23 protein-coding genes and 1 pseudogene are annotated in these 25,341 nt (G+C 57.1%); 11 read left to right on the top strand and 13 right to left on the bottom strand.

Annotation, left to right across the window (positions count from 1 at the left end):
• Positions 1-74: 74 nt before the first annotated feature.
• The 3 genes from purC to dapA form a co-directional block, all read right to left on the bottom strand.
• Positions 75-788 (bottom strand): phosphoribosylaminoimidazolesuccinocarboxamide synthase, encoded by a 714-nt coding sequence (gene purC, locus AC6CWS_RS00530; protein WP_002913801.1) that lies wholly within the window; start codon positions 786-788, stop codon positions 75-77.
• 228 nt (positions 789-1,016) lie between these two features.
• Positions 1,017-2,051 (bottom strand): outer membrane protein assembly factor BamC, encoded by a 1,035-nt coding sequence (bamC, locus tag AC6CWS_RS00525; RefSeq protein ID WP_023290615.1) that lies wholly within the window; start codon positions 2,049-2,051, stop codon positions 1,017-1,019.
• Between the two features lie 16 nt (positions 2,052-2,067).
• Positions 2,068-2,946 (bottom strand): 4-hydroxy-tetrahydrodipicolinate synthase, encoded by an 879-nt coding sequence (gene dapA / locus AC6CWS_RS00520; RefSeq protein ID WP_023290616.1) that lies wholly within the window; start codon positions 2,944-2,946, stop codon positions 2,068-2,070.
• A 153-nt stretch (positions 2,947-3,099) separates the two neighbouring features.
• Here dapA and AC6CWS_RS00515 point away from each other — a divergent pair, with 153 nt between their 5' ends.
• Together AC6CWS_RS00515 and bcp are read left to right on the top strand one after the other, a co-directional pair.
• On the top strand, positions 3,100-3,666 hold the full coding sequence (locus AC6CWS_RS00515; protein WP_002913804.1) for a glycine cleavage system transcriptional repressor: 567 nt from the start codon (positions 3,100-3,102) through the stop codon (positions 3,664-3,666).
• 3 nt (positions 3,667-3,669) lie between these two features.
• Positions 3,670-4,140, top strand: coding sequence for a thioredoxin-dependent thiol peroxidase (gene bcp / locus AC6CWS_RS00510; protein WP_004201935.1), 471 nt, complete (start codon positions 3,670-3,672; stop codon positions 4,138-4,140).
• Positions 4,141-4,200: 60 nt separating this feature from the next.
• Here the strand turns inward: bcp and AC6CWS_RS00505 are convergent, their stop codons facing one another.
• Both AC6CWS_RS00505 and AC6CWS_RS00500 read right to left on the bottom strand, forming a co-directional pair.
• Complete coding sequence (locus tag AC6CWS_RS00505; RefSeq protein ID WP_004201933.1) at positions 4,201-5,265, bottom strand: AI-2E family transporter; 1,065 nt, start codon at positions 5,263-5,265, stop codon at positions 4,201-4,203.
• 54 nt (positions 5,266-5,319) lie between these two features.
• Positions 5,320-5,436 (bottom strand): hypothetical protein, encoded by a 117-nt coding sequence (locus AC6CWS_RS00500; protein WP_032429201.1) that lies wholly within the window; start codon positions 5,434-5,436, stop codon positions 5,320-5,322.
• A gap of 51 nt (positions 5,437-5,487) precedes the next feature.
• Here AC6CWS_RS00500 and bepA point away from each other — a divergent pair, with 51 nt between their 5' ends.
• The 3 genes from bepA to AC6CWS_RS00485 all read left to right on the top strand — a co-directional run bounded on the left by bepA (position 5,488) and on the right by AC6CWS_RS00485 (position 8,371).
• The gene (gene bepA, locus AC6CWS_RS00495) at positions 5,488-6,951 is read left to right on the top strand and encodes a beta-barrel assembly-enhancing protease (RefSeq protein ID WP_065883051.1); all 1,464 of its coding nucleotides are present in this window, start codon (positions 5,488-5,490) and stop codon (positions 6,949-6,951) included.
• 9 nt (positions 6,952-6,960) lie between these two features.
• Positions 6,961-7,320, top strand: coding sequence for an arsenate reductase (glutaredoxin) (gene arsC / locus AC6CWS_RS00490; RefSeq protein WP_048297992.1), 360 nt, complete (start codon positions 6,961-6,963; stop codon positions 7,318-7,320).
• Positions 7,321-7,447: 127 nt separating this feature from the next.
• The gene (locus AC6CWS_RS00485) at positions 7,448-8,371 is read left to right on the top strand and encodes an Rpn family recombination-promoting nuclease/putative transposase (RefSeq protein WP_023290620.1); all 924 of its coding nucleotides are present in this window, start codon (positions 7,448-7,450) and stop codon (positions 8,369-8,371) included.
• On the opposite strand, the gene AC6CWS_RS00480 is transcribed toward AC6CWS_RS00485, so the two are convergent.
• From AC6CWS_RS00480 to bglK, 5 genes are all read right to left on the bottom strand, one after another.
• Entirely contained in the window at positions 8,368-9,069 is a 702-nt protein-coding gene (locus tag AC6CWS_RS00480; protein WP_020947395.1) for a DnaA inactivator Hda, read from the bottom strand. The two genes, AC6CWS_RS00485 and AC6CWS_RS00480, sit on opposite strands and share 4 nt — an antisense overlap.
• 98 nt (positions 9,070-9,167) lie before the next feature.
• The gene (gene uraA, locus AC6CWS_RS00475; RefSeq protein WP_023290621.1) at positions 9,168-10,454 is read right to left on the bottom strand and encodes a uracil permease; all 1,287 of its coding nucleotides are present in this window, start codon (positions 10,452-10,454) and stop codon (positions 9,168-9,170) included.
• Between the two features lie 86 nt (positions 10,455-10,540).
• Positions 10,541-11,167 (bottom strand): uracil phosphoribosyltransferase, encoded by a 627-nt coding sequence (gene upp, locus AC6CWS_RS00470; protein WP_004201927.1) that lies wholly within the window; start codon positions 11,165-11,167, stop codon positions 10,541-10,543.
• A 226-nt stretch (positions 11,168-11,393) separates the two neighbouring features.
• The gene (locus tag AC6CWS_RS00465; RefSeq protein WP_080901533.1) at positions 11,394-12,824 is read right to left on the bottom strand and encodes a 6-phospho-beta-glucosidase; all 1,431 of its coding nucleotides are present in this window, start codon (positions 12,822-12,824) and stop codon (positions 11,394-11,396) included.
• Positions 12,825-12,833: 9 nt separating this feature from the next.
• Positions 12,834-13,727: a beta-glucoside kinase BglK gene (gene bglK / locus AC6CWS_RS00460; protein WP_080901532.1), complete on the bottom strand. Its 894-nt coding sequence runs from the start codon at positions 13,725-13,727 to the stop codon at positions 12,834-12,836.
• A gap of 263 nt (positions 13,728-13,990) precedes the next feature.
• Between bglK and purM the strand changes: the two genes are divergently transcribed.
• From purM to ppx, 4 genes are all read left to right on the top strand, one after another.
• Positions 13,991-15,028, top strand: a complete 1,038-nt coding sequence (purM, locus tag AC6CWS_RS00455; RefSeq protein WP_004201922.1) for a phosphoribosylformylglycinamidine cyclo-ligase — start codon at positions 13,991-13,993, stop codon at positions 15,026-15,028.
• A complete protein-coding gene (purN, locus tag AC6CWS_RS00450; protein WP_023290625.1) occupies positions 15,025-15,666 on the top strand; it encodes a phosphoribosylglycinamide formyltransferase in 642 nt (213 codons plus the stop codon). The genes purM and purN overlap by 4 nt, the downstream gene beginning before the upstream one ends.
• A gap of 179 nt (positions 15,667-15,845) precedes the next feature.
• The gene (gene ppk1 / locus AC6CWS_RS00445) at positions 15,846-17,906 is read left to right on the top strand and encodes a polyphosphate kinase 1 (RefSeq protein ID WP_002913838.1); all 2,061 of its coding nucleotides are present in this window, start codon (positions 15,846-15,848) and stop codon (positions 17,904-17,906) included.
• Between the two features lie 3 nt (positions 17,907-17,909).
• The gene (gene ppx, locus AC6CWS_RS00440; RefSeq protein WP_004201914.1) at positions 17,910-19,442 is read left to right on the top strand and encodes an exopolyphosphatase; all 1,533 of its coding nucleotides are present in this window, start codon (positions 17,910-17,912) and stop codon (positions 19,440-19,442) included.
• Positions 19,443-19,496: 54 nt separating this feature from the next.
• On the opposite strand, the gene AC6CWS_RS00435 is transcribed toward ppx, so the two are convergent.
• Positions 19,497-21,725 (bottom strand): sensor domain-containing phosphodiesterase, encoded by a 2,229-nt coding sequence (locus AC6CWS_RS00435; RefSeq protein WP_080901531.1) that lies wholly within the window; start codon positions 21,723-21,725, stop codon positions 19,497-19,499.
• Between the two features lie 370 nt (positions 21,726-22,095).
• On the opposite strand from AC6CWS_RS00435, the gene AC6CWS_RS00430 reads away from it, so the two are divergent.
• Complete coding sequence (locus AC6CWS_RS00430; RefSeq protein ID WP_017900441.1) at positions 22,096-22,269, top strand: YfgG family protein; 174 nt, start codon at positions 22,096-22,098, stop codon at positions 22,267-22,269.
• Between the two features lie 96 nt (positions 22,270-22,365).
• On the opposite strand, the pseudogene AC6CWS_RS00425 reads toward AC6CWS_RS00430, so the two are convergent.
• Positions 22,366-23,278 (bottom strand): annotated as a pseudogene (locus AC6CWS_RS00425) (LysR family transcriptional regulator).
• Positions 23,279-23,351: 73 nt separating this feature from the next.
• Between AC6CWS_RS00425 and AC6CWS_RS00420 the strand changes: the two are divergent.
• Complete coding sequence (locus AC6CWS_RS00420) at positions 23,352-24,533, top strand: MFS transporter (protein WP_044524332.1); 1,182 nt, start codon at positions 23,352-23,354, stop codon at positions 24,531-24,533.
• Here the strand turns inward: AC6CWS_RS00420 and AC6CWS_RS00415 are convergent.
• On the bottom strand, positions 24,530-25,255 hold the full coding sequence (locus AC6CWS_RS00415) for an SDR family oxidoreductase (protein ID WP_080901573.1): 726 nt from the start codon (positions 25,253-25,255) through the stop codon (positions 24,530-24,532). The genes AC6CWS_RS00420 and AC6CWS_RS00415 overlap by 4 nt on opposite strands.
• Positions 25,256-25,341: the final 86 nt, after the last annotated feature.

The raw sequence follows: 25,341 nt of genomic DNA, 5'->3' as shown, positions 1-25,341 counted from the left end.
GGTTCAGCGCAGGATTACCACAGGAAACAGCAAGAGACGCCAGAAGATGAGACCATCTTCTGGCGGCGGGCGAGTTAGTCGAGCTTAACGCCCAGGCGGTGAGCCACTTCTTCGTAGGCTTCGATCAGGCCGCCAAGGCTCTGGCGGAAGCGGTCTTTGTCCATTTTATCAAGGGTGTTTTTGTCCCACAGGCGGCTGCCGTCCGGCGAAAACTCATCGCCCAGTACCACTTCGCCTTTGAACAGACCAAACTCCAGCTTAAAGTCCACCAGAATCAGACCGGCGTCATCGAACAATTTTTTCAGCACGTCGTTGGCTTTGTAGGTCAGCTCGCGCATCCGCGCCAGATTCTCTTTGCTCACCCAGCCGAAGGTTTCGCAGTAGGAGTCGTTGACCATCGGATCGTGCATGGCATCGTTTTTCAGGAACAGATCGAACAGCGGCGGATTCAGCTCGATACCTTCTTCAATGCCTAAACGTTTTACCAGCGAGCCTGCCGCACGGTTACGCACCACGCACTCCACCGGCACCATATCCAGTTTTTTCACCAGGCATTCGGTATCGGAGAGCAGCGCTTCCATCTGGGTAGGGATGCCCGCTTCTGCCAGTTTGCTCATAATGAAGTGGTTGAACTTGTTATTCACCATGCCTTTACGATCGAACTGCTCGATGCGCGCGCCATCACCTGCTGACGTATCGTTACGGAATTCCAGTACCAGCAGGTCCGGATTATCGGTGCTGTATACTGTCTTCGCCTTACCACGATACAACTCAGCTTGCTTTTTCATCTTTCACTACTCCAGTGATATTGAGCCTAAAAATACGTTTCCACCTATACACAAAATCATTCAAAGTGCATCGAGGCGGCAACTGAGCGAATCCCCAGGAGCTTACAAAAGTAAGTGACTGGGGTGAACGAAGGCGGCCAACAAAGAGGCAATTTGAAGGATGATGTGTATACGCACACGTTTGCGTCACTATATATTAAAAGGGCCGGATTGCTCCAGCCCTTTTGATTACTTGTTAAATGCGGCCTGGAATACGGCTACCAGAGCGTCATTTTGCGACTGCGTCAGGGTGTGGCCTTTCGGGTCGATGAACTGCAGGCTACTGCGGTTATCGAGGTCGCCGACCTGAAGTTTGTAGTCACCGGAGACCAGCTGCGGGTCGCGTGCGCCCAGCTCCTGCCAGCTGCTGTCAGACAGCGGCTTGTAGGTCAGCGCCATGCTGCCCTGAGAGCGCGTGCTGTCGGTCACTTTCATCCCCACTTTCTCGAGGGCGCCCGGCAGACGCTGCCACACCATGTTAAACGGCGCGCGAACGACGAGCATTGGCAGGCCAGTATCGTCGGCAGCGCTCTGCACGTCGAAGGTGGCGCCCGCGCTGCGCTGAGCGGCGTTCTGGGCGCTGGTGGCGTTCATGTCCAGGCCTTCCGAAATGACGTTCAGCATGGCGGTGCTGTAGCGCTGCAGTGACGCCGGATCGGCAACCGGTTTACCCGCCTGCTCCAGATTCACCAGCTTGACCACAACCGCTTGCTGATAGCCCTGCGGTTTGACGGAGATTTGATAACGACCGCGATACTGCTGATCTTCATCAAGACGGTTCCACTCAACCCAGTCGGTGTTCAGCGTCTGGCTCGCATCATCGCGCTTGGCGATAACGTAGTTCTTCGACTGAAGAATGCTGGTAACCTGCGCCCACAGCGAACCGCTGCGGCCGTTTTCGACCATCAGCGTCGCGGTATCGCCGTTGAACTGGGTGCGGGCGCCGCTAACCAATGCCAGCGGCTGCGCCGGCGGGCGAATGTCCAGCGCCTTGCCGACCGCGCCGGTGCTGTTGGCCACCGGAATGTTGTAATCACCCACCTGAATCGGCAGGATCATCCCCGCCGGCGCGTGAAGTTCGCTCAACGGTGACGCCTGTAAATAGGCCTCATCACCGCTCACCTGACGCTTATAGCGCGAGTCGGAACTACAGGCCGCGAGGAGTAGAACCAGCGAAACACCCGCAACCTTCGCCAGGCGCGACTTCTGTACTGAGTAAGCCATCAAATCTCCCTAAACTTTACAGCAAACCGGCATGCTTCAGCGCGGCGGTAACGGCTTCACGACCCTGGTCGGTGATAGGCGTCATCGGCAAGCGCAGCGTATCGGTCGCCACAAGACCCAACGCCTTGCATCCCCATTTCACCGGGATAGGATTGGGTTCGACAAATAATTTTGTATGCAATGGCATCAGACGCTGGTTAATCGCCCGGGCTTCGGCAAATTGACCCGCCAGCGCCAGACGGCACATGTCGGCCATTTCGCGCGCCGCCACGTTGGCGGTAACGGAAATCACGCCCACGCCGCCGAGCTGCATAAAGTCCATACCGGTCGCATCGTCACCGCTCAGCAGAATAAAGTCGTCTGAAACCAGCTCTTTGATCTGGTGAACACGACTTAAGTTCCCTGTTGCTTCCTTAATACCGACAATATTTTTAATTTGCGCCAGACGGCCAACGGTTTCCGGCAGCATATCGCAACCGGTACGGGACGGCACATTATACAGAATTTGCGGCAGGTCAGTATGTTCGGCGATAGCTTTAAAGTGCTGGAACAGGCCTTCCTGGGTCGGACGGTTATAATAAGGAGTGACCGTCAGGCAGCCGACAACGCCGCTGTCGTTAAAACGTTTGGTCAGGCTAATCGCCTCTGCGGTTGCATTGGCTCCCGTTCCCGCGATAACCGGGATACGCCCGTCAGCCAGTTCCAGCGTCATCATCACCACGTCGCCATGCTCTTCATGGCTCAGCGTTGCGGATTCACCGGTAGTCCCTACCGAAACGATCGCCGAGGTTCCGTTGGCGACATGGTAATCAATCAGTTTTTTCAGGCTTGTCCGGCAGACATTACCGTTTTCATCCATCGGCGTGACAAGCGCTACAATACTTCCCGTGAACATGGGCCATCCTCAGAGCAGAAGTGCGACAAGATTCTCAATGTTACGTTTGGAGCTGCAATAAAAGCAAGAGACCCGACGCCATCAGGGATGTTGTATGGCGGTTTTTTTTATGCTTTCCTAATGTTACCTCACCTTTTTAAAGGAAGAACAGGTTTGACAGCCTCATTACAACACTATCTGGTTATTACCGCCCTGGGGGCTGACCGTCCCGGCATCGTGAATACGATCACTCGCCACGTCAGCAGCTGCGGTTGTAATATCGAAGACAGCCGGCTGGCCATGCTCGGTGATGAGTTTACGTTTATCATGCTGCTTTCCGGTTCGTGGAATGCGATTAACCTGATCGAATCAACCCTGCCGCTGAAAGGCGCGGAGCTGGAGCTGTTGATCGTGATGAAACGCACCACCGCGCGCCCGCCGCAGGCCATGCCAAACACCGTCTGGGTCCAGGTTGAGGTGCCGGACTCACCGCATATCATCGAGCGCTTCACTGCCCTGTGCGATACATGGAATATGAATATCGCGGAACTGGTGTCCCGCACGCAGCCGGGAGACGGCGATTCCGCGCAGCTTTTTATCCAGATAACGGCTCACAGCCCTGCGACGCAAAATGCAGCAAATATCGAACAAGCGTTCAAAGCCCTATGTACAGAACTCAACGCACAAGGCAGTATTAACATCGTTAATTATTCACAGCATGATGAACAGGATGGAGTTTAACCCATGACCCCACTGAAAGCCGGTGATCTTGCACCGAAATTTAGCTTACCGGACCAGGACGGCGAGGAAGTAAATTTAACCGACTTCCAGGGACAGCGTGTCCTGGTTTATTTTTACCCGAAAGCCATGACCCCGGGCTGCACCGTCCAGGCGTGCGGCTTGCGCGATAATATGGACGACCTGAAAAAAGCCGGTGTGGAAGTGCTGGGCATCAGCACCGATAAACCGGAAAAGCTCTCCCGTTTCGCCGAAAAAGAGCTGCTGAACTTTACGCTGCTGTCTGATGAAAACCATCAGGTTTGCGAGCAGTTTGGCGTCTGGGGCGAAAAATCTTTTATGGGGAAAACCTACGACGGGATCCACCGTATCAGCTTCCTCGTCGATGCCGATGGCAAAATCGAACACGTCTTTGATGACTTCAAAACCAGTAATCACCACGACGTGGTGTTGAACTGGCTGAAAGAAAACGCCTGATGCAAAGCAAGACGCCGGGGGAGAAAACCTCGCCCGGCGTCTTTTTTTATCCTCAATGCCTTAGTCGTCGTCGACGACCAGGCCATCCGGCCAGGCATGCACCACCGCTTTAATTAACGTGGCCAGCGGAATGGCGAAGAAGACGCCCCAGAATCCCCACAAACCGCCAAAGATCACCACCGACAGGATAATCACCAGCGGGTGCAGATTCACCGCTTCCGAGAACAGCACCGGGACCAGCAGGTTACCATCCAGTCCCTGAATAATCAGATAGACCGCGAACAGACTCCAGAACTCGGTGCCTGCGCCAAACTGAAACAGCGCCACCCCTACCACCGGAATGGTCACCACAAACGCGCCGATATAGGGGATCAGCACCGAGAAGCCCACCAGCACCGCCAACAGCAGCGAGTAGTTGAGGCCGAAAAGGATAAAGCCTATCCAGGTGGCGACGCTGACGACAATCATCTCCAGCACCTTACCGCGAATGTAGTTGGTGATTTGCTGGTTCATCTCCTTCCACACCTGCCCGGCCAGACCGCGGTTTCGCGGCAGCACGCGGCGTACCGCGTTGAGCATCTGCTCTTTATCCTTCAGCAGGAAGAAGACCATCAGCGGCACCAGCACCAGATAGACCGCCAGCGTGAGCAGCCCCACCAGCGAGGCGAGAGAATACTTGACCACCGAGTCGCCCACCGTCAGCATCCGGGTGCGCATATTTTCCGCCATCGCGTCGATGATGCCGGCATCCATCAACGCCGGATAGCGCCGCGGCAGCGTGGCGGCGAAATCAGAGAGCTTGTTAAGCATGCCCGGCATATCGCGGATAAGGTAGATCCCCTGCTGCCAGGCCACCGGCAGCACCACAAAGGCCAGCAAGAGCAGAATACCCACAAAGAGGATTAGCACCAGCGAGGTCGCCCAGGTGCGCGACAGGCCGATGCGCTCCAGGCGAACGGTCGGCCACTCCAGCAGATAGGCCAGCACGATAGCCACCAGTAACGGGGCCAGCAGGCCGCTGAAAAAGAACATGATGCCGAAACCGGCAAGCAAAATAACCAGCAGCGCTATCGCCTCAGGGTCGCTGAATCGACGGCGGTACCACTGCATTAACATCTCGAGCATAAAACCTTCCCTGAAGCGCAACGCGGCGACAAACGGGGGAATTGTATCGAAATGTCACAAAAAAGACTTCGCTTTTTGATGCGCAGCAGACAAACCCGTCTCCGCCGTGAAGAACCTATTTTCAATGCGTCTAACGCCAGCTAAACTCGCTGGGATGCGGCCAGGGAACATTGCGTCGCACAATCGGTCAAACTGGCACACCCACATTACAGGACAGAGGTTATGTTCAGGCAGTTGAAGAAAACGCTGGTGGCGACCATGATCGCGTCGCTGACGCTGGGTTCGTTAGGCCCTGCTTTTGCTGACTCCGCAGATACCCTGCCGGACATGGGGACCTCCGCAGGAAGCACGTTATCGATTGGTCAGGAAATGCAGATGGGGGATTACTACGTCCGCCAGCTGCGCGGCAGCGCGCCGCTGATCAACGACCCTCTGCTGGTGCAATATATCAACGGGCTGGGCATGCGTCTGGTCTCGCATGCGAATTCGGTGCGCACCCCGTTCCACTTCTATTTGATTAATAACGACCAAATTAACGCCTTCGCCTTCTTCGGCGGCAATGTGGTCCTCCACTCCGCCCTGTTCCGCTACTCCGATAACGAGAGCGAACTGGCCTCTGTCATGGCGCACGAAATTTCCCACGTTACGCAGCGGCATCTCGCCCGCGCAATGGAAGATCAGAAACGCAATGCGCCGCTGACCTGGGTCGGCGCGCTGGGTTCAATTCTGCTGGCGATGGCCAGCCCGCAGGCCGGGATGGCGGCGCTGACCGGGACGCTGGCCGGCACCCAACAGGGCATGATCAGCTTCACCCGTCAGAACGAAGAAGAGGCTGACCGGATCGGTATTCAGGTTCTGCAACGCTCAGGATTCGACCCGCAGGCCATGCCGATGTTTATGGGTAAACTGCTTGATGAGTCGCGCTACTCAACGCGGCCGCCGGAAATGCTGCTCACCCACCCCCTGCCGGAAAGCCGGCTTGCCGATGCCCGTAACCGCGCCAACCAGATGCGCCCGGTTGTCGTACAGTCCTCAGCGGACTTCTATCTGGCGAAGGCGCGTACCCTCGGAATGTACACCAACGGCGACAATAAGCTAGGCACCGATCTGCTCAATGCCTGGGATAAAGGCAATATCCGCCAGCAGCATGCCGCGCAGTATGGCCGCGCCCTGCTGGCGATGGAAAGCAACAACTTTGACCAGGCGCGCAAAACGCTGCAGCCGCTGCTCAGCGCCGATCCGCAAAATCCCTGGTATCTCGATCTGGCCACCGATATCGACCTCGGACAGAAGAAAACCGGCGACGCCATCAACCGTCTTAAAAACGCTCGTGAACTGCGCACCAATCCGGTGCTGCAGTTGAACCTGGCCAACGCCCTCCTGCAGGGCGGACAGCCCGGGGAAGCGGCGACCATCCTGAATCGTTATACCTTTACCTATAAAGAGGATGGCAACGGCTGGGACCTGCTGGCGCAGGCGGAAGGCGCCCTGGGCAATCGCGACCAGGAGCTGGCGGCGCGGGCAGAAAGCATGGCGCTGGTCGGCCAGCTGGAACAGGCGATTTCCCTGCTCAGCAGCGCCAGCTCGCAAGTGAAACTCGGTAGTCTGCAGCAGGCCCGCTACGATGCCCGCATCGACCAGCTACGTGAGCTACAGGCCCGCTTCCGCCCCTACCAAAAAATGTAAGGAGACCCCATGACCGACGCGGTAAAAATTTACCATAACCCACGCTGCTCGAAGAGCCGCGAAACGCTGAGCCTGTTGAAGAGCCACGGCATCGATCCTGAGGTGGTGCTTTATCTTGAGACGCCACCGGATGCCGGGACGCTGCGTCAACTGCTGCAGCTGCTGGGTATGGAGAGCCCCCGCGAACTCATGCGCCAGAAAGAGGATCTGTATAAATCGCTCAATCTTGCCGACCCGGCGCTCAGCGACGCCGCGCTGATACAGGCGATGGTCGACAACCCTAAGCTCATCGAACGCCCAATTGTCGTCAGCCGCGGCCAGGCGCGTATTGGCCGACCGCCGGAGCAGGTCCTTGAGATCGTGAGCTAAGCCACCCGCGCCGCGCTTACGCGGCGCTTTTTTTACGTAGCTGATTCCAGATCTTCCACGCCAATCCCTCCCGCCCGTCTTGCAGTGCTACTGTTCATCTAACGCTCAATCCACTGGACGGATGAACATGAAAAAACCAACCTCAACGCCTCACGATGCCGTATTTAAGACCTATCTCTCCCACCCAGATACCGCCCGCGATTTTCTGCGGCTGTACCTGCCCGAGACGCTGCTTAAAGTGTGCGATCTGCGTACGCTGCATCTCGAGTCCGGGCATTTTGTCGAAGACGATCTGCGTCCCTTTTACGCCGACATTCTGTATTCCCTGAAAACCACGGCGGGAGACGGCTATATTTATGCGCTTATCGAACACCAGAGCACGCCCGACCGGCATATGGCCTTTCGTCTGATGCGCTACGCCATCGCCGCCATGCAGCGCCACCTTGATGCCGGCCACGATCGGCTGCCGCTGGTGATCCCTGTTCTCTTCTACCACGGTCTGGTAAGCCCCTACCCGTTCTCACTGCGCTGGCTCGATGAATTCGTCGCTCCGGAGCTGGCCGGCCACCTTTATCACGGGGCGTTTCCGCTGGCGGACATTACCGTCATTCCGGATGACGACATTGCCACCCATCAGCGCATGGCGACGCTGGAGTTACTGCAAAAACATATTCGACAACGCGATCTGGCGCAGCTCCTCGACAAACTGAGCGAATTATTATTGACTGGTCTGGCGACGGAATCGCAGGTACAAGCCCTGATGCACTATCTGGTGCAGGCAGGCAACGCGCGAGAGCCGATCAAGTTCATTCGCGAGCTGGCGTTACGTACGCCGCAGCACAAGGAGACGTTGATGACAATTGCGGAATATCTGGAACAGCAGGGTCTGGAGCGGGGCCTGGCGCAGGGACTGGCGCAGGGCCGTCAGGAAGGCCGGAAAGAAGAGGCGCAGCGTATCGCCGCCGCTATGCTACACAGTGGCTTGGCGCGCGACCTGGTCGCCCGGTTGACCGGGCTGACGGAGGAGGAACTGACTCCGCAGGCGGACTAGAGTTTAAGGATCTCTTTCACGAAGGGGATCGTCAGCTTGCGCTGAGCGGTAATCGAGGCATGATCCAGCTGATCGAGGGTCATAAATAGCGAGCGCATCTCGCGATCCAGCCGCTTCAGCAGGAAGCGGCACACGTCCTCCGGCATCTCAAAGCCGCGCAGTCTGGCGCGCAGCTGCAGGGCCTGCAGTTTGTCTTCATCCGACAGCGGCTGCAGCTTATAGATCTGCCCCCAGTCAAGCCGCGAGGCAAGATCCGGCAGACCAAGATTCAGTTGCCGCGGCGGCCGGTCGCCGGTGATCAGCAGCCGGGTTTTACCTGATTCCAGGATCCGGTTGTAGAGATTAAAGATGGCCATTTCCCAGGGCTCATCCCCGGCGACGCACTCGATGTTATCGATGCAGACCAGGGCCAGCTGTTCCATCCCCTCCAGCACCTCCGGCACAAACCAGGTGCGTTTATCCAGCGGCACGTAGCCCACGGCATCCCCGCGCTGGGAAAGCTCGGCGCAGGCGGCGTGTAACAGGTGGCTGCGACCCGCCCCTTCACGTGACCAGATATAAATATACCCGCTGTGTTCCTGGCGCAGTACGTTCTGGAGGGCAGCAAGTAGAGAAGGATTATCACCCGGCCAGAAACTCGCGAAGGTTTCGTCGTCAGGAAGATACAGTGGCAAAGAGAGCTGTGCCGGTGCGTTCAGATGGACCTCAACATAGGCTTACAGAAAAACGCGAAGAGTTTATCACAGATTTAGGTCAGGAGAGAACCGGGCGGGATCGCCGCCCGGTCAGGCGATCGTTATTTAACCTCTTCGCTATCCACGGCGTCGAGAACCACCTCTTCCGGACGCAGGACGCTGATAAGCTTGAAAATCAGGCTGAGCGCGATACCGACGATGGTGGCCAGCGCCATCCCTTTCAGCTCAGCGGCGCCGATGTGCACTTTGGCACCGCTGACGCCGATGATCAGGATCACGGAGGTGAGGATCAGATTCTGCGCTTTGCTGTAATCCACCTTCGATTCAATCAGTACACGGATCCCCGAGGCGCCGATCACCCCGTACAGCAGCAGCGACACGCCGCCCATCACCGGCACCGGGATGATCTGGATCGCCGCCGCCAGTTTGCCGACGCAGGAGAGCAGAATCGCAATGATCGCCGCGCCGCCGATAACCCAGGTGCTGTAGACGCGGGTAATCGCCATCACGCCGATATTTTCCCCGTAGGTGGTGTTAGGCGTCGAGCCGAAGAACCCGGAAATGATCGTCGACAGGCCATTGGCAAACATCGAACGATGCAGGCCCGGGTCGCGGATCAGATCGCGTTTGACGATATTGGCCGTCACCACCAGGTGACCGACATGCTCGGCAATCACCACCAGCGCAGCGGGCAGAATGGTGAAAATGGCGAACCATTCAAAACGCGGCGTGTAGAAGGTTGGCAGCGCGAACCAGTGCGCTTCGGCGATCGGGGTGGTATCAACCACGCCCATCACAAACGACAGCGCATAGCCCACCAGAACGCCAATCAGGATCGGGATAATCGCCAGGAAGCCGCGGAACAGGACCGAACCAAACACCGTCACCGCCAGGGTTACCATCGAGATAATAATGGTTTTGCTGTCCGGTGACTGGCCGTCGGCTGGCAGCAGCCCGGCCATATTGGCCGCCACGCCTGCCAGCTCCAGACCGATAACCGCCACGATGGCCCCCATCGCCGCCGGGGGGAACATCACATCCAGCCAGCCGGTACCGGCTTTTTTGACAATAAAGGAGACGAGGCAGAACAGCACGCCGCACATAATGAAACCGCCCAGCGCCACTTCATAGCCCAGCGGCAGCAGGAGCAGCACCGGAGAGATAAAGGCGAAACTCGATCCCAGATACGCCGGGATTTTGCCTTTACAGATAAAGAGGTACAGCAGCGTACCAATACCGTTGAACAGCAGCACGGTGGCCGGGTTGATGTGGAACAGGATTGGCACCAGCACCGTTGCGCCGAACATGGCAAACAGGTGCTGCAAACTAAGCGGGATAGTCTGTAAAAGCGGCGGTCTTTCACTCACCCCGATAGCACGGCGCGTCATAGTGTTTTCCTCTGAGATGGTTAGTTATGTGTGTTTTATTCAAAAAAAAGCCGACTCTCAAAGTCGGCTTATTTATCGTTATTCGATTATTTCGTACCAAAGATCTTGTCGCCGGCATCGCCGAGACCGGGAATGATGTACCCGTGCTCGTTCAGTCCCTTATCGACAGAGGCGGTATACAGCTCAACGTCCGGGTGCGCTTTCTCCAGCGCGGCAATCCCTTCCGGCGCCGCCACCAGCACCAGCACCTTGATGCTGGTGCAGCCGGCGTTTTTCAGCAGATCGATAGTGGCGATCATCGACCCACCGGTGGCCAGCATCGGGTCAACCACCAGCGCCATACGCTCATCGATGTTGGACACCAGTTTCTGGAAGTAAGGTACCGGCTCGAGGGTTTCTTCATTGCGATAAATACCCACCACGCTGATACGCGCGCTTGGCACGTGCTCAAGCACCCCTTCCATCATGCCGAGGCCTGCGCGCAGGATAGGCACGACGGTAATTTTCTTGCCCTTGATCTGCTCAACTTCCACCGGGCCGTTCCAGCCTTCGATGGTCACTTTCTCGGTTGCCAGATCGGCGGTGGCTTCATAAGTCAGTAAGCTGCCCACTTCTGAGGCGAGTTCACGGAAGCGTTTGGTGCTGATGTCGTGCTCGCGCATCAGGCCCAGCTTGTGTTTGACGAGTGGGTGTTTGACTTCCACAATCTTCATTCTCTTTCTCCTCTGAGGGGCAGCCACAAAAAAAATCGCGGGATTATACCGCTTTTTTCGGATTAGGCCATACCCATCTTGCTTGACGTATATCAAGCAAAGTGATTTAGAGACAAAAAAACCGGAGACGAGGCTCCGGTTTTAGCGCGGGGTTCTGCCGGGCGGCGCTAACGCTTACCCGGACTGGAAACCACGCAGGCTCGATAAGCGCAGCGCCATCGGGAAATTATAGCTGCTCCCCGTTGCTGGCAATCACCTTCTTATACCAGTCGAACGACTTCTTCTTACTGCGGTCCAGCGTGCCGTTGCCTTCATTATCTTTATCCACGTAGATAAAGCCGTAGCGTTTTTTCATCTCCCCCGTGCCGGCGGAAACCAGATCGATACAGCCCCACGGGGTATAGCCCATCAGGTCAACACCATCTTCGACCACCGCCTTTTTCATCTCCGCGATATGGGCGGAGAGATAATCGATACGGTACTGGTCATCCACGCTGCCGTCCGCTTCACGAACATCGATCGCGCCAAAACCGTTTTCGACAATAAACAGCGGTAGCTGATAGTGATCCCAGAACCAGTTCAGCGAATAGCGCAGGCCGACCGGATCTATCTGCCAGCCCCAGTCCGACTTTTTCACGTACGGGTTGGAGACCAGGCTGGTGGTTTCATCATAATCGAGCAATGGGTTATCTTCGGTGGCTTTGGTGGCGAAGGACATATAGTAGCTAAAGCCGATGTAGTCGACACAGCCTTCGGTTAACGCCTGACGATCGGCTTCGGTGATGTCCAGGCTAAAGCCGCGGCGGGCAAAATAGTTGAGCAGATGCTGCGGATAGCGGCCGCGCACGTGGACGTCGGTGAACCAGTACCGGCGGTGCATGGCGTTCATCGCCATCATCATATCGTCCGGCGCGCAGGTCAGCGGATAGATGGGACACATGGCGATCATGCAGCCTATCTGCAGAGCAGGGTTGATCTCGCGCGCCGCTTTCACCGCCAGGGCGCTGGCAACCAGCTCATAATGTGCGGCCTGGTACATCACCGGTTCCCGATCTTCACCCGGCACATACTTCAGACCGGAGTTGGTGAAGGGGGCAAAGTCCTCATGGTAGTTGGCCTGGTTGTTGATCTCGTTGAAGGTCATCCAGTACTTCACTTTATGCTGGTAGCGGGTGAAGACGACCCTGGCGAAGCGCACGAAAAAGTCGATCAGCTTGCGGTTACGCCAGCCGCCGTACTCGGTGACCAGGTGATAGGGCATTTCAAAATGCGACAGCGTAATGACCGGTTCAATACCGTGTTTCAAACATTCGTCGAACAGATCGTCATAAAACTGCAGGCCAGCCTCGTTCGGCTCCTGTTCATCGCCCTGCGGGAAAATACGCGTCCAGGCAATCGAGGTGCGGAAACATTTAAAGCCCATTTCGGCAAACAGCGCCAGGTCCTGCGGGTAGCGATGATAAAAATCGATCGCCTCATGGTTCGGGTAGTTTTTCCCCGCTACCACGCCGTCGGTGATTTCCCGCGGCACCCCGTGGGCGCCGGCGGTCATGACATCCGCCACGCTGACCCCCTTGCCCCCCTCCTGCCAGCCGCCCTCTAACTGATGCGCCGCCACCGCGCCGCCCCACAGAAAACCTTCTTTAAATCCGGACATAATCTCTCCCTAAGGTCGATCGTCGCCAGGCGAACGATAGTGCTGATTGAAATGGTAAACCGCGCCAATCAGGCCGGCATCATTGCCGTGACTGACGGTATCGAGATAGTCGGCAATGCCGAACCAGGCCAGATGCTGGCGCAGCAGCGTCAGAAATCCAGGGCGTTCCACAATGCCGCCGCCGATAAAAATAGTCTGCGGATCGAAGATATTGACGAGGTTATAAAGGCCATGGCCCAGGCCATTGAAGAACTCGGCGACCAAACGCTGGCAAACCGGGTCGCCGGCGTCGTAGCGGTCAAAAATCATTTCACCAGTGACGCTATCCAGCGGCGCGCCAATATGTTCCGCATAGCGATGGCGAAGCACCCGCAGGGTGCAGTTTTCATTCATCGAGTAGCGACGGGGATCGCGTCCGCCAGGACGATCGGTAAGCATATAGCCGAACTCACCGGCGCGAAAACGCGCCCCGTGGATCAACTGATGTTGGCAAAAAATCGCTCCACCGATGCCAGTGCCGATAGTGAGCACCAGAAAATTGGCCATTTCCTCCGCTTTGCCCTGCCAGCGCTCAGCCAGCAGCACACAGTTGGCGTCGTTTTCCACCGAGACCGGCAGCCCGGTTCGCGTCTCGAGCCACGATTTCATGGCGAAGTTGTCAAATCGACGGATAGCGCCGCCCATGGTGATAAAGCCGCTGTGCGGATCGACATAGCCCGGCGCGCTGATGGCTATACCTTCGCACGACGGGTGGGCCGCCAGCCACGACAGGATGGTCTGTAAGATATGATCGCCATCGCTGTCATTGATTGACTGCTTCGCGGTTTCCAGCAGCCTGCCGTCGCGGGTCATGACGCCCATCTTTAGCGCGGTGCCGCCGATATCAAATGCCGCAATCTTCATTCATCCCTCCCCTGTCGAGCATAATGCACCGGTGATCCACACGGCGGCCAACCACAGAAACCGGTTTCATTCGTATGATGAGGATTCCCTGGCACTGAGGCAAGCACAAGGCTGTACCCGGTTTCATTTTCGTGAGCAGTATCAAATTTGACCATCCGCCAACGGTTTTACGCCGACTGTAAAGCAGGCTCGCAAACGTTTGCTTTCCCTGTTAGAATTGCGCCGATTTTTCTTGCTTACCGCAAACGCGTGGAGACTTCGCAGTGACCGACAAAACCTCTCTCAGCTATAAAGATGCCGGCGTGGATATTGATGCAGGCAACGCTCTCGTCGACCGTATTAAGGGCGTGGTGAAGAAAACCCGTCGCCCGGAAGTGATGGGTGGACTGGGCGGATTCGGCGCGCTGTGCGCACTGCCGCAGAAATACCGCGAGCCGGTACTGGTCTCCGGCACCGACGGCGTCGGTACCAAGCTGCGTCTGGCAATGGATCTGAAGCGTCACGACACCATCGGCATCGACCTGGTCGCCATGTGCGTGAACGACCTGGTGGTTCAGGGCGCTGAGCCGCTGTTTTTCCTTGATTATTACGCCACCGGTAAACTGGACGTCGATACCGCAGCCAGCGTCATCAACGGCATCGCCGAAGGCTGCCTGCAGTCCGGTTGCGCGCTGGTGGGCGGTGAGACCGCAGAGATGCCGGGGATGTACCACGGCGAAGATTACGACGTGGCGGGTTTTTGCGTCGGGGTGGTGGAAAAATCAGAAATCATCGACGGAAGTAAAGTCGCTGACGGCGACGTGCTGGTGGCGCTGGCCTCCAGTGGCCCGCACTCTAACGGCTATTCGCTGGTGCGTAAGATTATTGAAGTTAGCGGCGTTGACCCGCAGACTACCGACCTTGACGGCAAACCGCTGGCCGACCATCTGCTGGCGCCGACCCGCATCTATGTGAAATCGGTTCTCGACCTGATTGCCAGCGTTGACGTTCACGCCATCGCCCATCTGACCGGCGGCGGCTTCTGGGAAAATATCCCGCGCGTGCTGCCGGACAACACCCAGGCGGTGATTGATGAGTCTTCCTGGCAGTGGCCGTCCGTCTTCAACTGGCTGCAAACCGCCGGTAACGTCAGCCAGCATGAGATGTACCGTACCTTTAACTGCGGCGTGGGGATGGTCATCGCCCTGCCGGCTGCAGAAGCAGACAAGGCCATTGCCCTGCTGAACGAGAAAGGTGAAAACGCGTGGAAAATCGGGTATATCAAAGCCTCCGATTCCGAACAGCGTGTGGTCATTGCATGAAAAACATTGTGGTGCTGATTTCCGGTAGCGGCAGTAATTTGCAGGCGATCATCGACGCCTGCGGCCGGAAACAGATAAACGGCACCCTGCGTGCGGTATTCAGTAACAAGGCCGATGCGTTCGGCCTTGAGCGCGCGCGCGCGGCCGGGATCCCGGCCCACGCGCTGGCGCAAAGTCAGTTTGCCGACCGGGAAGCGTTCGATCGTCAGCTGATGCATGAAATTGACGCCTACGCCCCGGATCTGGTGGTGCTGGCGGGCTATATGCGTATCCTGAGCCCCGCCTTCGTCAGCCACTATCAGGGACGTCTGCTGAACATCCACCCTTCGTTACTGCCGAAGTATCCTGGCCTGCATACCCATCGCCAGGTGCTGGAAAACGGTGACGAGGAGCATGGGACCTCGGTGCACTTCGTCACCGACGAGCTGGACGGCGGTCCGGTTATCCTGCAGGCCAAAGTGCCGGTCTTTGCTGGCGACAGCGAAGAAGAGGTCACGGCGCGGGTTCAGACCCAGGAACATGCCATTTATCCGCTGGTGATAAGCTGGTTCGTCGAGGGACGTCTGCGCATGGAGGGCAACCACGCCTGGCTGGATGAACGACAGCTTCCCCCCCAGGGCTATGCCGCTGAAGAATGAACAACAGCCCCGCCTTTCGCCATCGCGGGGCTTTTTTTTAATTAAAATTGTTTATTAATCAAACATCTCACAGAAATAATTCTTCTTACTGTCATATAGTTGTGACACAGTAAATCGCTATGCAGAAAAATTCGTCATAATAGTCTACGTCCTGTGAGTAAAACGGAGTGTGAGCGGTAATGGGCCAGGAAAAGCTATACATCGAAAAAGAACTCAGCTGGTTGTCTTTTAACGAGCGCGTGCTGCAGGAAGCGGCGGACAAGAGTAACCCACTGATTGAGCGCATGCGCTTCTTAGGGATCTACTCCAACAACCTTGATGAGTTTTACAAAGTGCGCTTCGCTGAGCTTAAGCGCCGGATTATTATCAGTGAAGAACAAGGCAGTACCGCCCATTCTCGCCACCTGTTAGGCAAAATCCAGGCCCGCGTGCTGAAGGCCGATCAGGAATTCGATAGTCTGTATAACGAACTGCTGCTGGAGATGGCGCGCAACCAGATCTTCCTGATCAATGAGCGTCAGCTGTCCGTCAATCAGCAGGCCTGGCTGCGCAACTACTTTAAACAGTATTTGCGCCAGCATATCTCGCCGATCCTGATTAACCGCGAAACGGACCTCGTGCAGTTTCTGAAAGATGATTACACCTATCTGGCGGTGGAGATTATCCGCGGGGAAAACATCAATTATGCCCTGCTGGAAATTCCCTCGGATAAGGTCCCGCGCTTCGTAAACCTGCCGCCGGAAGCGCCTCGTCGCCGTAAGCCAATGATCCTGTTGGATAACATTCTGCGCTATTGCCTGGACGACATCTTTAAAGGCTTCTTTGATTACGATGCGCTGAACGCCTACTCGATGAAAATGACCCGTGACGCCGAGTACGATCTGGTGCATGAGATGGAGTCGAGCCTGATGGAGCTGATGTCCTCCAGCCTGAAACAGCGCCTGACCGCCGAGCCGGTTCGCTTCGTCTACCAGCGCGATATGCCGGACGCGATGGTCGAAATGCTGCGCGATAAGCTCTCCATCTCCAACTATGACTCAATGCTGCCGGGCGGCCGCTATCACAACTTTAAAGACTTTATCGGCTTCCCGAACGTGGGTAAGGCCAATCTGGTCAATAAACCTATGCCGCGCCTGCGTCATCTGTGGTTTGATAAATTCCGCAACGGCTTCGACGCCATTCGCGAACGCGATGTGCTGCTCTACTACCCCTATCATACTTTTGAGCATGTGCTGGAGCTGCTTCGCCAGGCCTCGTTCGACCCCAGCGTACTGGCGATCAAAATCAACATCTACCGCGTGGCCAAGGATTCGCGCATCATCGACGCGATGATCCACGCCGCCCACAACGGTAAAAAAGTCACCGTGGTGGTGGAGCTGCAGGCGCGTTTTGACGAAGAGGCCAACATTCACTGGGCGAAGCGCCTGACGGAAGCGGGCGTTCACGTGATCTTCTCCGCGCCGGGCCTGAAGATCCACGCCAAGCTGTTCCTTATCTCGCGTAAAGAAGGCGATGAGGTGGTGCGCTACGCCCACATCGGCACCGGTAACTTCAACGAGAAGACCGCGCGGATCTATACCGACTATTCGCTGTTAACCGCCGATGCGCGCATTACCAATGAAGTCCGCCGGGTGTTTAACTTTATTGAAAACCCCTACCGCCCGGTCAGCTTCGATTACCTGCTGGTGTCGCCGCAGAACTCGCGTCGTCTGCTGTATGAGATGATCGACCGCGAGATCGCTAATGCGCAGAACGGGCAACCGTCCGGTATTACCCTGAAGCTGAACAACCTGGTGGACAAAGGGCTGGTGGACAGACTGTATGCCGCCTCCAGCTCCGGCGTGCCGGTCAACCTGTTGATCCGCGGCATGTGCTCGCTGATCCCCGGTCTGGAAGGCATCAGCGAAAATATTCGCGTCATCAGCATTGTGGACCGTTTCCTCGAGCACGACCGGGTCTACTGTTTTGAAAACGGTGGCGATAAGCAGGTCTGGCTCTCCTCTGCCGACTGGATGACGCGTAATATCGATTATCGTATCGAAGTTGCCGCCCCGCTGCTCGACCCGCGCCTGAAACAGCGGGTGCTGGATATTTTTGATATCCTGTTCAACGATACGGTAAAAGCGCGCTATCTTGATAAAGAACTGAGTAATCGCTATGTGCCGCGCGGCAATCGCCGTAAAGTGCGCGCTCAGATGGCGATTTACGATTATCTCAAATCACTCGAACAACCCGACTAACCTATGCCAATAAACGAAAAAACCCCTCGACCGCAGGAGTTCGCTGCGGTTGACCTTGGTTCGAACAGTTTTCATATGGTGATCGCCCGTGTCGTCGACGGCGCCATGCAGATCATCGGACGCCTGAAACAGCGCGTACATCTGGCCGATGGCCTCGATGAAAACTCGGTGTTGAGCGAAGAAGCCATGACCCGCGGGCTGAACTGCCTGTCGCTGTTTGCCGAACGCCTGCAGGGATTTTCTCCCTCCAGCGTCTGCATCGTCGGGACGCATACGCTGCGTCAGGCGACCAATGCGGCGGAGTTTCTTAAACGCGCGGAAAAAGTGATCCCCTACCCGATCGAGATCATCTCCGGTAATGAAGAAGCGCGCCTGATATTTATGGGCGTGGAGCACACGCAGCCGGAGCGCGGCCGTAAGCTGGTGATTGATATCGGCGGCGGTTCGACTGAGCTGGTCATCGGTGAAGATTTTGAGCCCCGCCTGGTGGAAAGCCGCCGCATGGGGTGCGTGAGTTTCTCCCAGGCCTACTTCCCGGGCGGGACGATCAATAAGGAAAATTTTCAGCGCGCTCGCCTGGCGGCGGTGCAAAAGCTGGAAACCCTGGCCTGGCAGTTCCGTATTCAGGGCTGGACCGTGGCGCTGGGCGCCTCCGGCACCATTAAAGCCGCCCAGGAAGTGCTGGTGGCTATGGGCGAGAAGGACGGGTTTATTACGCCGGAACGCCTCGAAATGCTGGTCAGTGAGCTGCTGAAACATAAAAACTTCGACGCGCTCAGCCTGCCCGGCCTCTCGGAAGACCGTAAAGCGGTCTTTGCCCCGGGGCTGGCGATCCTGTGCGGCGTGTTTGACGCGTTAGCCATTAAAGAGCTTCGTCTGTCTGATGGCGCGCTGCGTGAAGGCGTGCTGTACGAAATGGAAGGCCGTTTCCGCCACCAGGATATTCGTAGCCGCACGGCGCAGAGTCTGGCGAATCAGTACAACATCGATCGCGAACAGGCGCGCCGGGTACTGGAAACCACCACCCTTATGCTGGAGCAGTGGCAGGAGCAGAATCCGAAGCTGGCCAATCCACACCTCGCGGCGCTGTTGAAGTGGGCGGTGATGCTCCATGAGGTGGGCCTGAATATTAACCACAGCGGTATGCACCGCCACTCGGCCTACATTCTGCAGAACAGCGACCTGCCGGGCTTCAACCAGGAGCAGCAGATGCTGATGGCCACGCTGGTGCGCTATCATCGCAAAGCGATAAAACTCGACGACCTGCCGCGCTTTACGCTATTCAGGAAAAAGCAGTTTCTGCCGCTGATCCAGCTGCTGCGCCTCGGCGTGCTGCTGAATAACCAGCGTCAGGCCACCACCACGCCGCCGACGCTACGGCTGCAGACGGAAGCTCACCACTGGACGCTGACCTTCCCGCACAACTGGTTTAGCCAGAATGCGCTGGTGCTGCTGGATCTGGAAAAAGAGCAGCAGTACTGGGAAGGTGTGCCGGAGTGGCTGCTGAAGATTGCGGAAGAAGAGCCAGACGCCTGATCGCCTCTGTGGATAGCATTCGAGCCGGGCCATCGCGCCCGGCTTTTTACCGCTTCAGGCGCTCATCCCCTCCGCCAGCTGCGCCAGAGGTACCGGAACGCCAATATCATAGCCCTGCATATAATCTATCCCCAGCGCGATGACCGCCTGGCGTATCTCCGGCGACTCGACATATTCGGCCACCACCTGCATGTTCTTCATCCTCGCCAGACGACAGATAGAGTCCACCACCTGGTAATCAAGACTGCTGGCGAGCAGATTGCGAATAAAGCTGCCGTCGATTTTAAGAATATCGACGTTCATCGTTTTTAACCGCGCATAGCTGGCGTAGCCGGTACCAAAATCATCGATCGCCACCCGGCAGCCCAGCGCCCGCAGACGCTCTAATGTCTGGCAGACCAGCTCGGGGTTGCTGAGCGCATAGTTTTCGGTCAACTCGAAGATAATCTGCCATGGCTCAATGTTATAGGCCTGCAGCAGGTTTTCCACCTCCTCGGGAAACTGACTGCGGCTCAGCGAGACCGGAGAGAGGTTGATCGCCAGCCGCAGACCGGGCAGCGCCCGCCGGTTGGCATCCATAAAGGCCAGGGTGTGATCAATGACCCACTGATCCACGCGCGTGGACAGCCCAAACTCGTGCGCCACCGGCAGGAACTCGTTTGGCCCCGTCAGCTCCCCCGACTCCCCTTTCATCCTTAACAACACTTCATGGTAGTTGTCGCCGCGAATGCCCTGGATAGGTTGCGCCATCAGGACAAAATGGTCTTGCTCCAGCGCCTTGAGGATGCGGTTCATCATCACCACTTTGTCTTTCAGATCCTGCTGGACATGCCCGGCGCCGCGGCGCTGCAAATTCTCCGGATGGCCGCTGGCCAGCGACATGTCGGCAATCGTGTTCAGCTCGCCAAGCAGCAAATACAGATGCTTCACCGGCGAGCGGACGTTGCAATAGCTCATGCCGATCCGCGGCTGCAGGGGGACCCCGTCCCAGTGAAAACGGAACTGTCGCAGGGAGCGCTCAATTAAATGAATGCGCGCCTGGTGCCCTTCGCTGTTGAGACGAAACACTAAATCGTGACCGGCAAGATGATATACCGCTTCGTTCGGCTGCAGCAGCGCACGCAGGTGATTCGCCAGCATTTGCTTATACTGAATGCGCAACAGCACCCCATAGTGGCGGCCCAGCAGCTCAAGCTCAGGAATACGCAAAAAACAGAGCGTCGACCAGCTCCCGCCGTTCAGCGCCCGGCTCAGCGCCCGCAGATTCGGCATATGTACCACCGGGTCGAGAAAGGCCATCTGTCGGACGCGGGCGTAGATCAGCCGCTGCTGTGTCGCCAGCATCGCCGTATAGGCGACAATAAACGAGAACACCAGATAGCTTGACGAGGTGATCGCCAGCTGAGTGTTATAACTTGGATAAATGGGTAAATAACGGTAATGAAAATGGATCACGGCGATCAGTACCGGCGTCCAGATCAGCGAGATAAAGCGATAGCCAAAACGCATCGCCCCCCACAGCATCACCGGCATCAGTAAGGATAATGTATAATTTGTACTAAATATAGTGCTGCTATCATTAAGCGGCATCAATAATAGCCCCAGCAGCAGGATTAATATCGCCACCCAGCTGATGATTTCAATTTTTTTTATTTTTGGATCAATTTGTAAGCGAACCTGAGAAATAAATCCGCGTAAATAAAAAGGGTTACGAATTACCCGCAGCAGTAAATAACATAAGGGCACGCCGGTCAGGCACCCTACCATCAGCGCCTGAAAGGTGATTAACGACCGTAAACTAAACGGCGAGACGCCGGTCATCTCCGTTGTGCGCGGATGCAGCCCCAGAAACTCGGCGATCTGCGACAGAATCAGAAAAATGACCGAAGGGAGCAGCATTTGCCAGAACAAACGATGCGGCATCAGTCTGACGTTACCGTGCGATACCTGCTGCCGTTGAGGAACAAAGATGCGGTATCCGCCCCAGCAGAGTACGCAGGGGATCAGAAAATGGAACAGTACGCCAAAGGCCTGTTCCGGCGTCATGCCCCGGGCCAGCGTAAGCAGCAGGCCAACGATAATACCGGGGATCGCCGCCCAGCCGAAAAACATCATCAGGCTGAGCACCAGCGCCAGGGGAAGATAATAAAGATAAACCATGTGACCATTCAGCACGGTATATGTATTCATCCCTCTGGCAAGGGGTAATAACAGCACAGGCAGGAGAAGCGGTAAGGCCCACCATTTGTCGCGATATTGTTGATAGTATTTTAATAAATTCATAGGTGCTCTACAGAGAGCCTCTGCTCCTGCGAGGCATATTCAGGCAGGCATCCAACCACCCCATGCTGACCGCATAAGTAATTACGATACGGTAACGTCCGCTGATTTTAGTGGCCAAGAGAATGAGGCTGTTGATATAAATCAACAAATGCTGACACCAACATTAATAAAACTTATTTTTTCACCTTTCCCTGGCTAATAAAGTGAGCATGTAAATACGCCGATTATCTTATATAACATTAATTAATGTTTTCACTGCCGCACTTTTACATCTGCATCAATTGACCCCACCTCGTTCCTGTGCCTTAATACCCCCATCGCCCATCTTCGGGTATACTTCAAGGAACCTTTTGTGAGTCAGGCACCCAGTATGCGTAAACGACATCGATTTAACCGTCGCATGACCCGTATCGTACTGCTTATCAGCTTTCTCTTCTTCTTTGGACGCTTTGTCTACTCCTCCATTGGCGCCTGGTACCATCACCAGGATAAAAAAGCGTCGCAGGAGTCAACGCTCACCGTCGAGCCTTCCGCCCGCGAGTAACCCGTTGAGCCCGTGCCGGGTGCGCCCCCAGCCGCAGTCAGAGACGCCCGTTTTCGAGACACTATTCCTGACGAGGCATGTGTTGACGCTGGCGATTTATAAGCGCACGGCCTGTAGCAGACGCAGCATTTCCGCCACTCCTTTGGTAATCACTTTATCCTGACGCATGACAACCGCCAGTTGACGGTACAGCGACGGGGCCAGAGAATGTACCGTTAAGCCACAGCGATCCTCCGCCTGCTCCACCGCCATGCGGGGCACAATACTGTAGCCCAGCCCGGCCCGCACCATGCGTTTGATCGCCTCGATGCTTCCCAGCTGCATCACCGGCGTAACCGCCAGGCCCGCCGAACGGAACCAGCGGTCAATCAGATCCCGCGTGCCGCTGCCCGCCTCGAAGGCAATGAGCGGCAGCGCCTGCAGCGCTTCAGGGGTGCACACCGCCGGGATCCCCGCCTCGTGGCTGGGATGAATGACCACGAACTCCTCGTCAACCACTGCGGTCACTGCCAGACTGCGCCCCTGCACGGGCAGGGTAACCAGTCCAAGATCGAGCCGGTTTTCCTCCACCGCCCGGACGATATCCAGCGTGTTGCCGGTGGTCACCCCCACCGTCAGCAGCGGGTGCTGCTGACGAAGATGCTGCAGCAGCGGCGGAAGAAGATGAATGCAGGCCGTCGCGCCGGTCCCCAGCGTCAACGAGCCATTAACTTCCTGGCTAAATGCGCTGACCGACTGCACCGCGCTATTCACCGCCCGATCGATCTGCTCGCTGTGGGACAGCAGCGCCATTCCCGCCGCCGTCGCCTTGATCCCACGCCCGGTGCGCTCCAGCAGCCGAGTCTGTAAAAATTGCTCCAGCTGACGCACCTGCAGGCTAACGGCAGGCTGGGAGATCCCCAGCGCGTCGGCGGCGGCGGAGAAGCTGCCGCGCTGTACGACCAGCCGGAAGGTCGCCAGGTTTCCCAGGTTCAGTGTTGTCATGCAAAGTTTCTCTTATACCGCGCATAAGGTGGCCGCTCTGCCAGAACAATAGCCTGCCGGGTATGCTCAGGACAACTGTCTTAACGGAATGAAAAACCATGGAAACACCGGCTATTCCCCGACGCCTCGCCTTCACGGCGGGCGCTCAGCAACTGATCAACTGGGGTATCTCTTTTTATATGCCCGGCACCTTTGCCGGGGCGATGTCGGCAGATACCGGCTGGTCATCCCCACAAATCTACTCAGGCCTGACGCTCGCCATGCTGGTGATGGCCACCCTCTCGCCGTTTGTCGCCCGGCTGCTGTCGCGTGCTGGCGGGCAACGCGTGGTGATGGCAGGCTCCCTGCTGCTCGCCGTCGGTTGTCTGCTTATGGCTGACGCACACTCGCTTGTCGCCTGGTACAGCGCCTGGCTGTTGACCGGCATCGGCATGCGTTTGTCGCTGTATGACGCGCTGTTTGCCGCGCTGGTTAATCTCTACGGCAAGCAGGCGCGACGGACGATCTCCCGCATAACCCTGACGGGTGGGCTGGCCTCGGTGGTGTTCTGGCCGCTGGGGGAGGCTCTGCTCGCGGCCATGAGCTGGCGGGAAGCACTGCTGATCTATGCCCTGTTCGGCTTGCTAAGCGCCGCGTTAACCCTGTCGCTACCCAATAAAACAGGCTTTATCGTCAATAAACCCGCCGCCCCTGCCGCGGTACGGGATCGGCGAAACGGCTGGCTGTACGCCGCGTTTATCGCGCTGATCACCTTTGTCTCTAATGGCACTTCCACCCATCTGCCGGAATTTATCATAAGCGTCGGTCTGCCGGTTGCCGTCGGCATGTTATGGGGCGTTGGACAGACTGGTGCACGGTTTCTGGAGGTGGTGGCCGGGGCGGGGCTCACCCCGCTTCGCCTGACGCTGCTTACCGCGCTGGCTATGCCGGTGTGCTTTATGCTCGGCCTGAGTAGCTCGCTTTTTCTCTGGTCAGCCGCCGGTTTTGTGCTGGGCTACGGGGCGATTAACGGGCTGGTGACCATCGTCAAAGCCACGCTGCCGCTGCAGTTGTTTGCCCCTGAAGCGTACGCCAGACGCACCGGGGTGCTGCTGATCCCGGCCCAGCTGATGGCGGCGGCCTCCCCGCTGGCCTATGCGTGGCTGAACCGGGCTTTAGGGACGATCGGGGCGATGTGGCTGTCGTGGGGGTTAACGCTGCTGATTGCCGTACTGGCGGTGGCTATCGTCAAGGGACAGGCATCGCACCAGGCTGAGGGTATCCCTGCCCTTAGCGACTAGAGCACAAAGCCGCCGTCGATGGTCAGGCTTGTACCCGTCATGTAGCCGGACGATTCACCGGCAAGCCAGGCCGCCAGCGAGGCGATTTCGTCCGGTTCGCCCATACGCTGCAAGGGAATGCGCCCGACGATCTGCTCCGCCATTCCGGCAGTCATATCGGTGGCGATGGGCCCCGGCTGGATGTTGTTAATCGTGATGCGCCGTGGCGCCAGATCCAGCGCAAGGTTCTGCACCATTGAGGCGACAGCCGCTTTACTCATGGCATACACGCTACTGCCCACATGGCCGGTACGCACCGCGGTATTACTGCCGATGGTGATCACACGCCCCCCTTCCGCCATCGGCTTAACCGCCGCCTGAATGGCAAGGAAGACACCACGCACGTTGACGGCCAGGGTGGTATCCAGATCGTCCAGCGAATAGGCCTCAAGGGTACCGAGACGCAGCACGCCCGCATTTACCACCGCGACATCCAGCCTGCCGTAGTGCCGTAATGTCTTATCCACCGCGGCCTGGATAGCCCTGGGGTCTGCGCTGTCGGCTTCAATGGCTATCGCCTGACCGCCCCGTTGCTCAATCGTTGAGACCAGCGCCTGCGCCCGATCCGGGCGTGATACCCAGGTGATGGCAACCCGATAGCCCTCCTGCGCCAGTCGCGCCGCAATGGCCGCCCCGATACCGCGCGCGCCGCCGAAAATCAACGCTACCTTTTCGTGATTCATGATGGTCATTCTCCTGTTTGCTGTAGCACCCACCCGGGTGCCTCTGCAGACACCATGCCAGCAGATACAGCCCTTCGCATGCGCGG

Source organism: Klebsiella sp. M041, from assembly GCF_059759695.1.
The sequence above is the reverse complement of the archived record's forward strand: the minus strand, read 5'-3'. Positions and strand labels throughout refer to the sequence as shown.

What these genes read in the sequence shown, in the direction of transcription:
- bepA (WP_065883051.1), top strand. Translation starts at nt 5,488, where the DNA reads ATGTTCAGGCAGTTGAAGAAAACGCTGGTGGCGACCATGATCGCGTCG.
- AC6CWS_RS00435 (WP_080901531.1), bottom strand. Translation starts at nt 21,725, where the DNA reads ATGAATTTATTAAAATACTATCAACAATATCGCGACAAATGGTGGGCC.
- AC6CWS_RS00505 (WP_004201933.1), bottom strand. Translation starts at nt 5,265, where the DNA reads ATGCTCGAGATGTTAATGCAGTGGTACCGCCGTCGATTCAGCGACCCT.
- AC6CWS_RS00415 (WP_080901573.1), bottom strand. Translation starts at nt 25,255, where the DNA reads ATGAATCACGAAAAGGTAGCGTTGATTTTCGGCGGCGCGCGCGGTATC.
- bcp (WP_004201935.1), top strand. Translation starts at nt 3,670, where the DNA reads ATGACCCCACTGAAAGCCGGTGATCTTGCACCGAAATTTAGCTTACCG.
- bamC (WP_023290615.1), bottom strand. Translation starts at nt 2,051, where the DNA reads ATGGCTTACTCAGTACAGAAGTCGCGCCTGGCGAAGGTTGCGGGTGTT.
- AC6CWS_RS00485 (WP_023290620.1), top strand. Translation starts at nt 7,448, where the DNA reads ATGAAAAAACCAACCTCAACGCCTCACGATGCCGTATTTAAGACCTAT.
- uraA (WP_023290621.1), bottom strand. Translation starts at nt 10,454, where the DNA reads ATGACGCGCCGTGCTATCGGGGTGAGTGAAAGACCGCCGCTTTTACAG.
- ppk1 (WP_002913838.1), top strand. Translation starts at nt 15,846, where the DNA reads ATGGGCCAGGAAAAGCTATACATCGAAAAAGAACTCAGCTGGTTGTCT.
- purN (WP_023290625.1), top strand. Translation starts at nt 15,025, where the DNA reads ATGAAAAACATTGTGGTGCTGATTTCCGGTAGCGGCAGTAATTTGCAG.
- bglK (WP_080901532.1), bottom strand. Translation starts at nt 13,727, where the DNA reads ATGAAGATTGCGGCATTTGATATCGGCGGCACCGCGCTAAAGATGGGC.
- dapA (WP_023290616.1), bottom strand. Translation starts at nt 2,946, where the DNA reads ATGTTCACGGGAAGTATTGTAGCGCTTGTCACGCCGATGGATGAAAAC.
- AC6CWS_RS00465 (WP_080901533.1), bottom strand. Translation starts at nt 12,824, where the DNA reads ATGTCCGGATTTAAAGAAGGTTTTCTGTGGGGCGGCGCGGTGGCGGCG.
- AC6CWS_RS00500 (WP_032429201.1), bottom strand. Translation starts at nt 5,436, where the DNA reads ATGTTCCCTGGCCGCATCCCAGCGAGTTTAGCTGGCGTTAGACGCATT.
- purC (WP_002913801.1), bottom strand. Translation starts at nt 788, where the DNA reads ATGAAAAAGCAAGCTGAGTTGTATCGTGGTAAGGCGAAGACAGTATAC.
- ppx (WP_004201914.1), top strand. Translation starts at nt 17,910, where the DNA reads ATGCCAATAAACGAAAAAACCCCTCGACCGCAGGAGTTCGCTGCGGTT.
- upp (WP_004201927.1), bottom strand. Translation starts at nt 11,167, where the DNA reads ATGAAGATTGTGGAAGTCAAACACCCACTCGTCAAACACAAGCTGGGC.
- arsC (WP_048297992.1), top strand. Translation starts at nt 6,961, where the DNA reads ATGACCGACGCGGTAAAAATTTACCATAACCCACGCTGCTCGAAGAGC.
- AC6CWS_RS00420 (WP_044524332.1), top strand. Translation starts at nt 23,352, where the DNA reads ATGGAAACACCGGCTATTCCCCGACGCCTCGCCTTCACGGCGGGCGCT.
- AC6CWS_RS00430 (WP_017900441.1), top strand. Translation starts at nt 22,096, where the DNA reads ATGCGTAAACGACATCGATTTAACCGTCGCATGACCCGTATCGTACTG.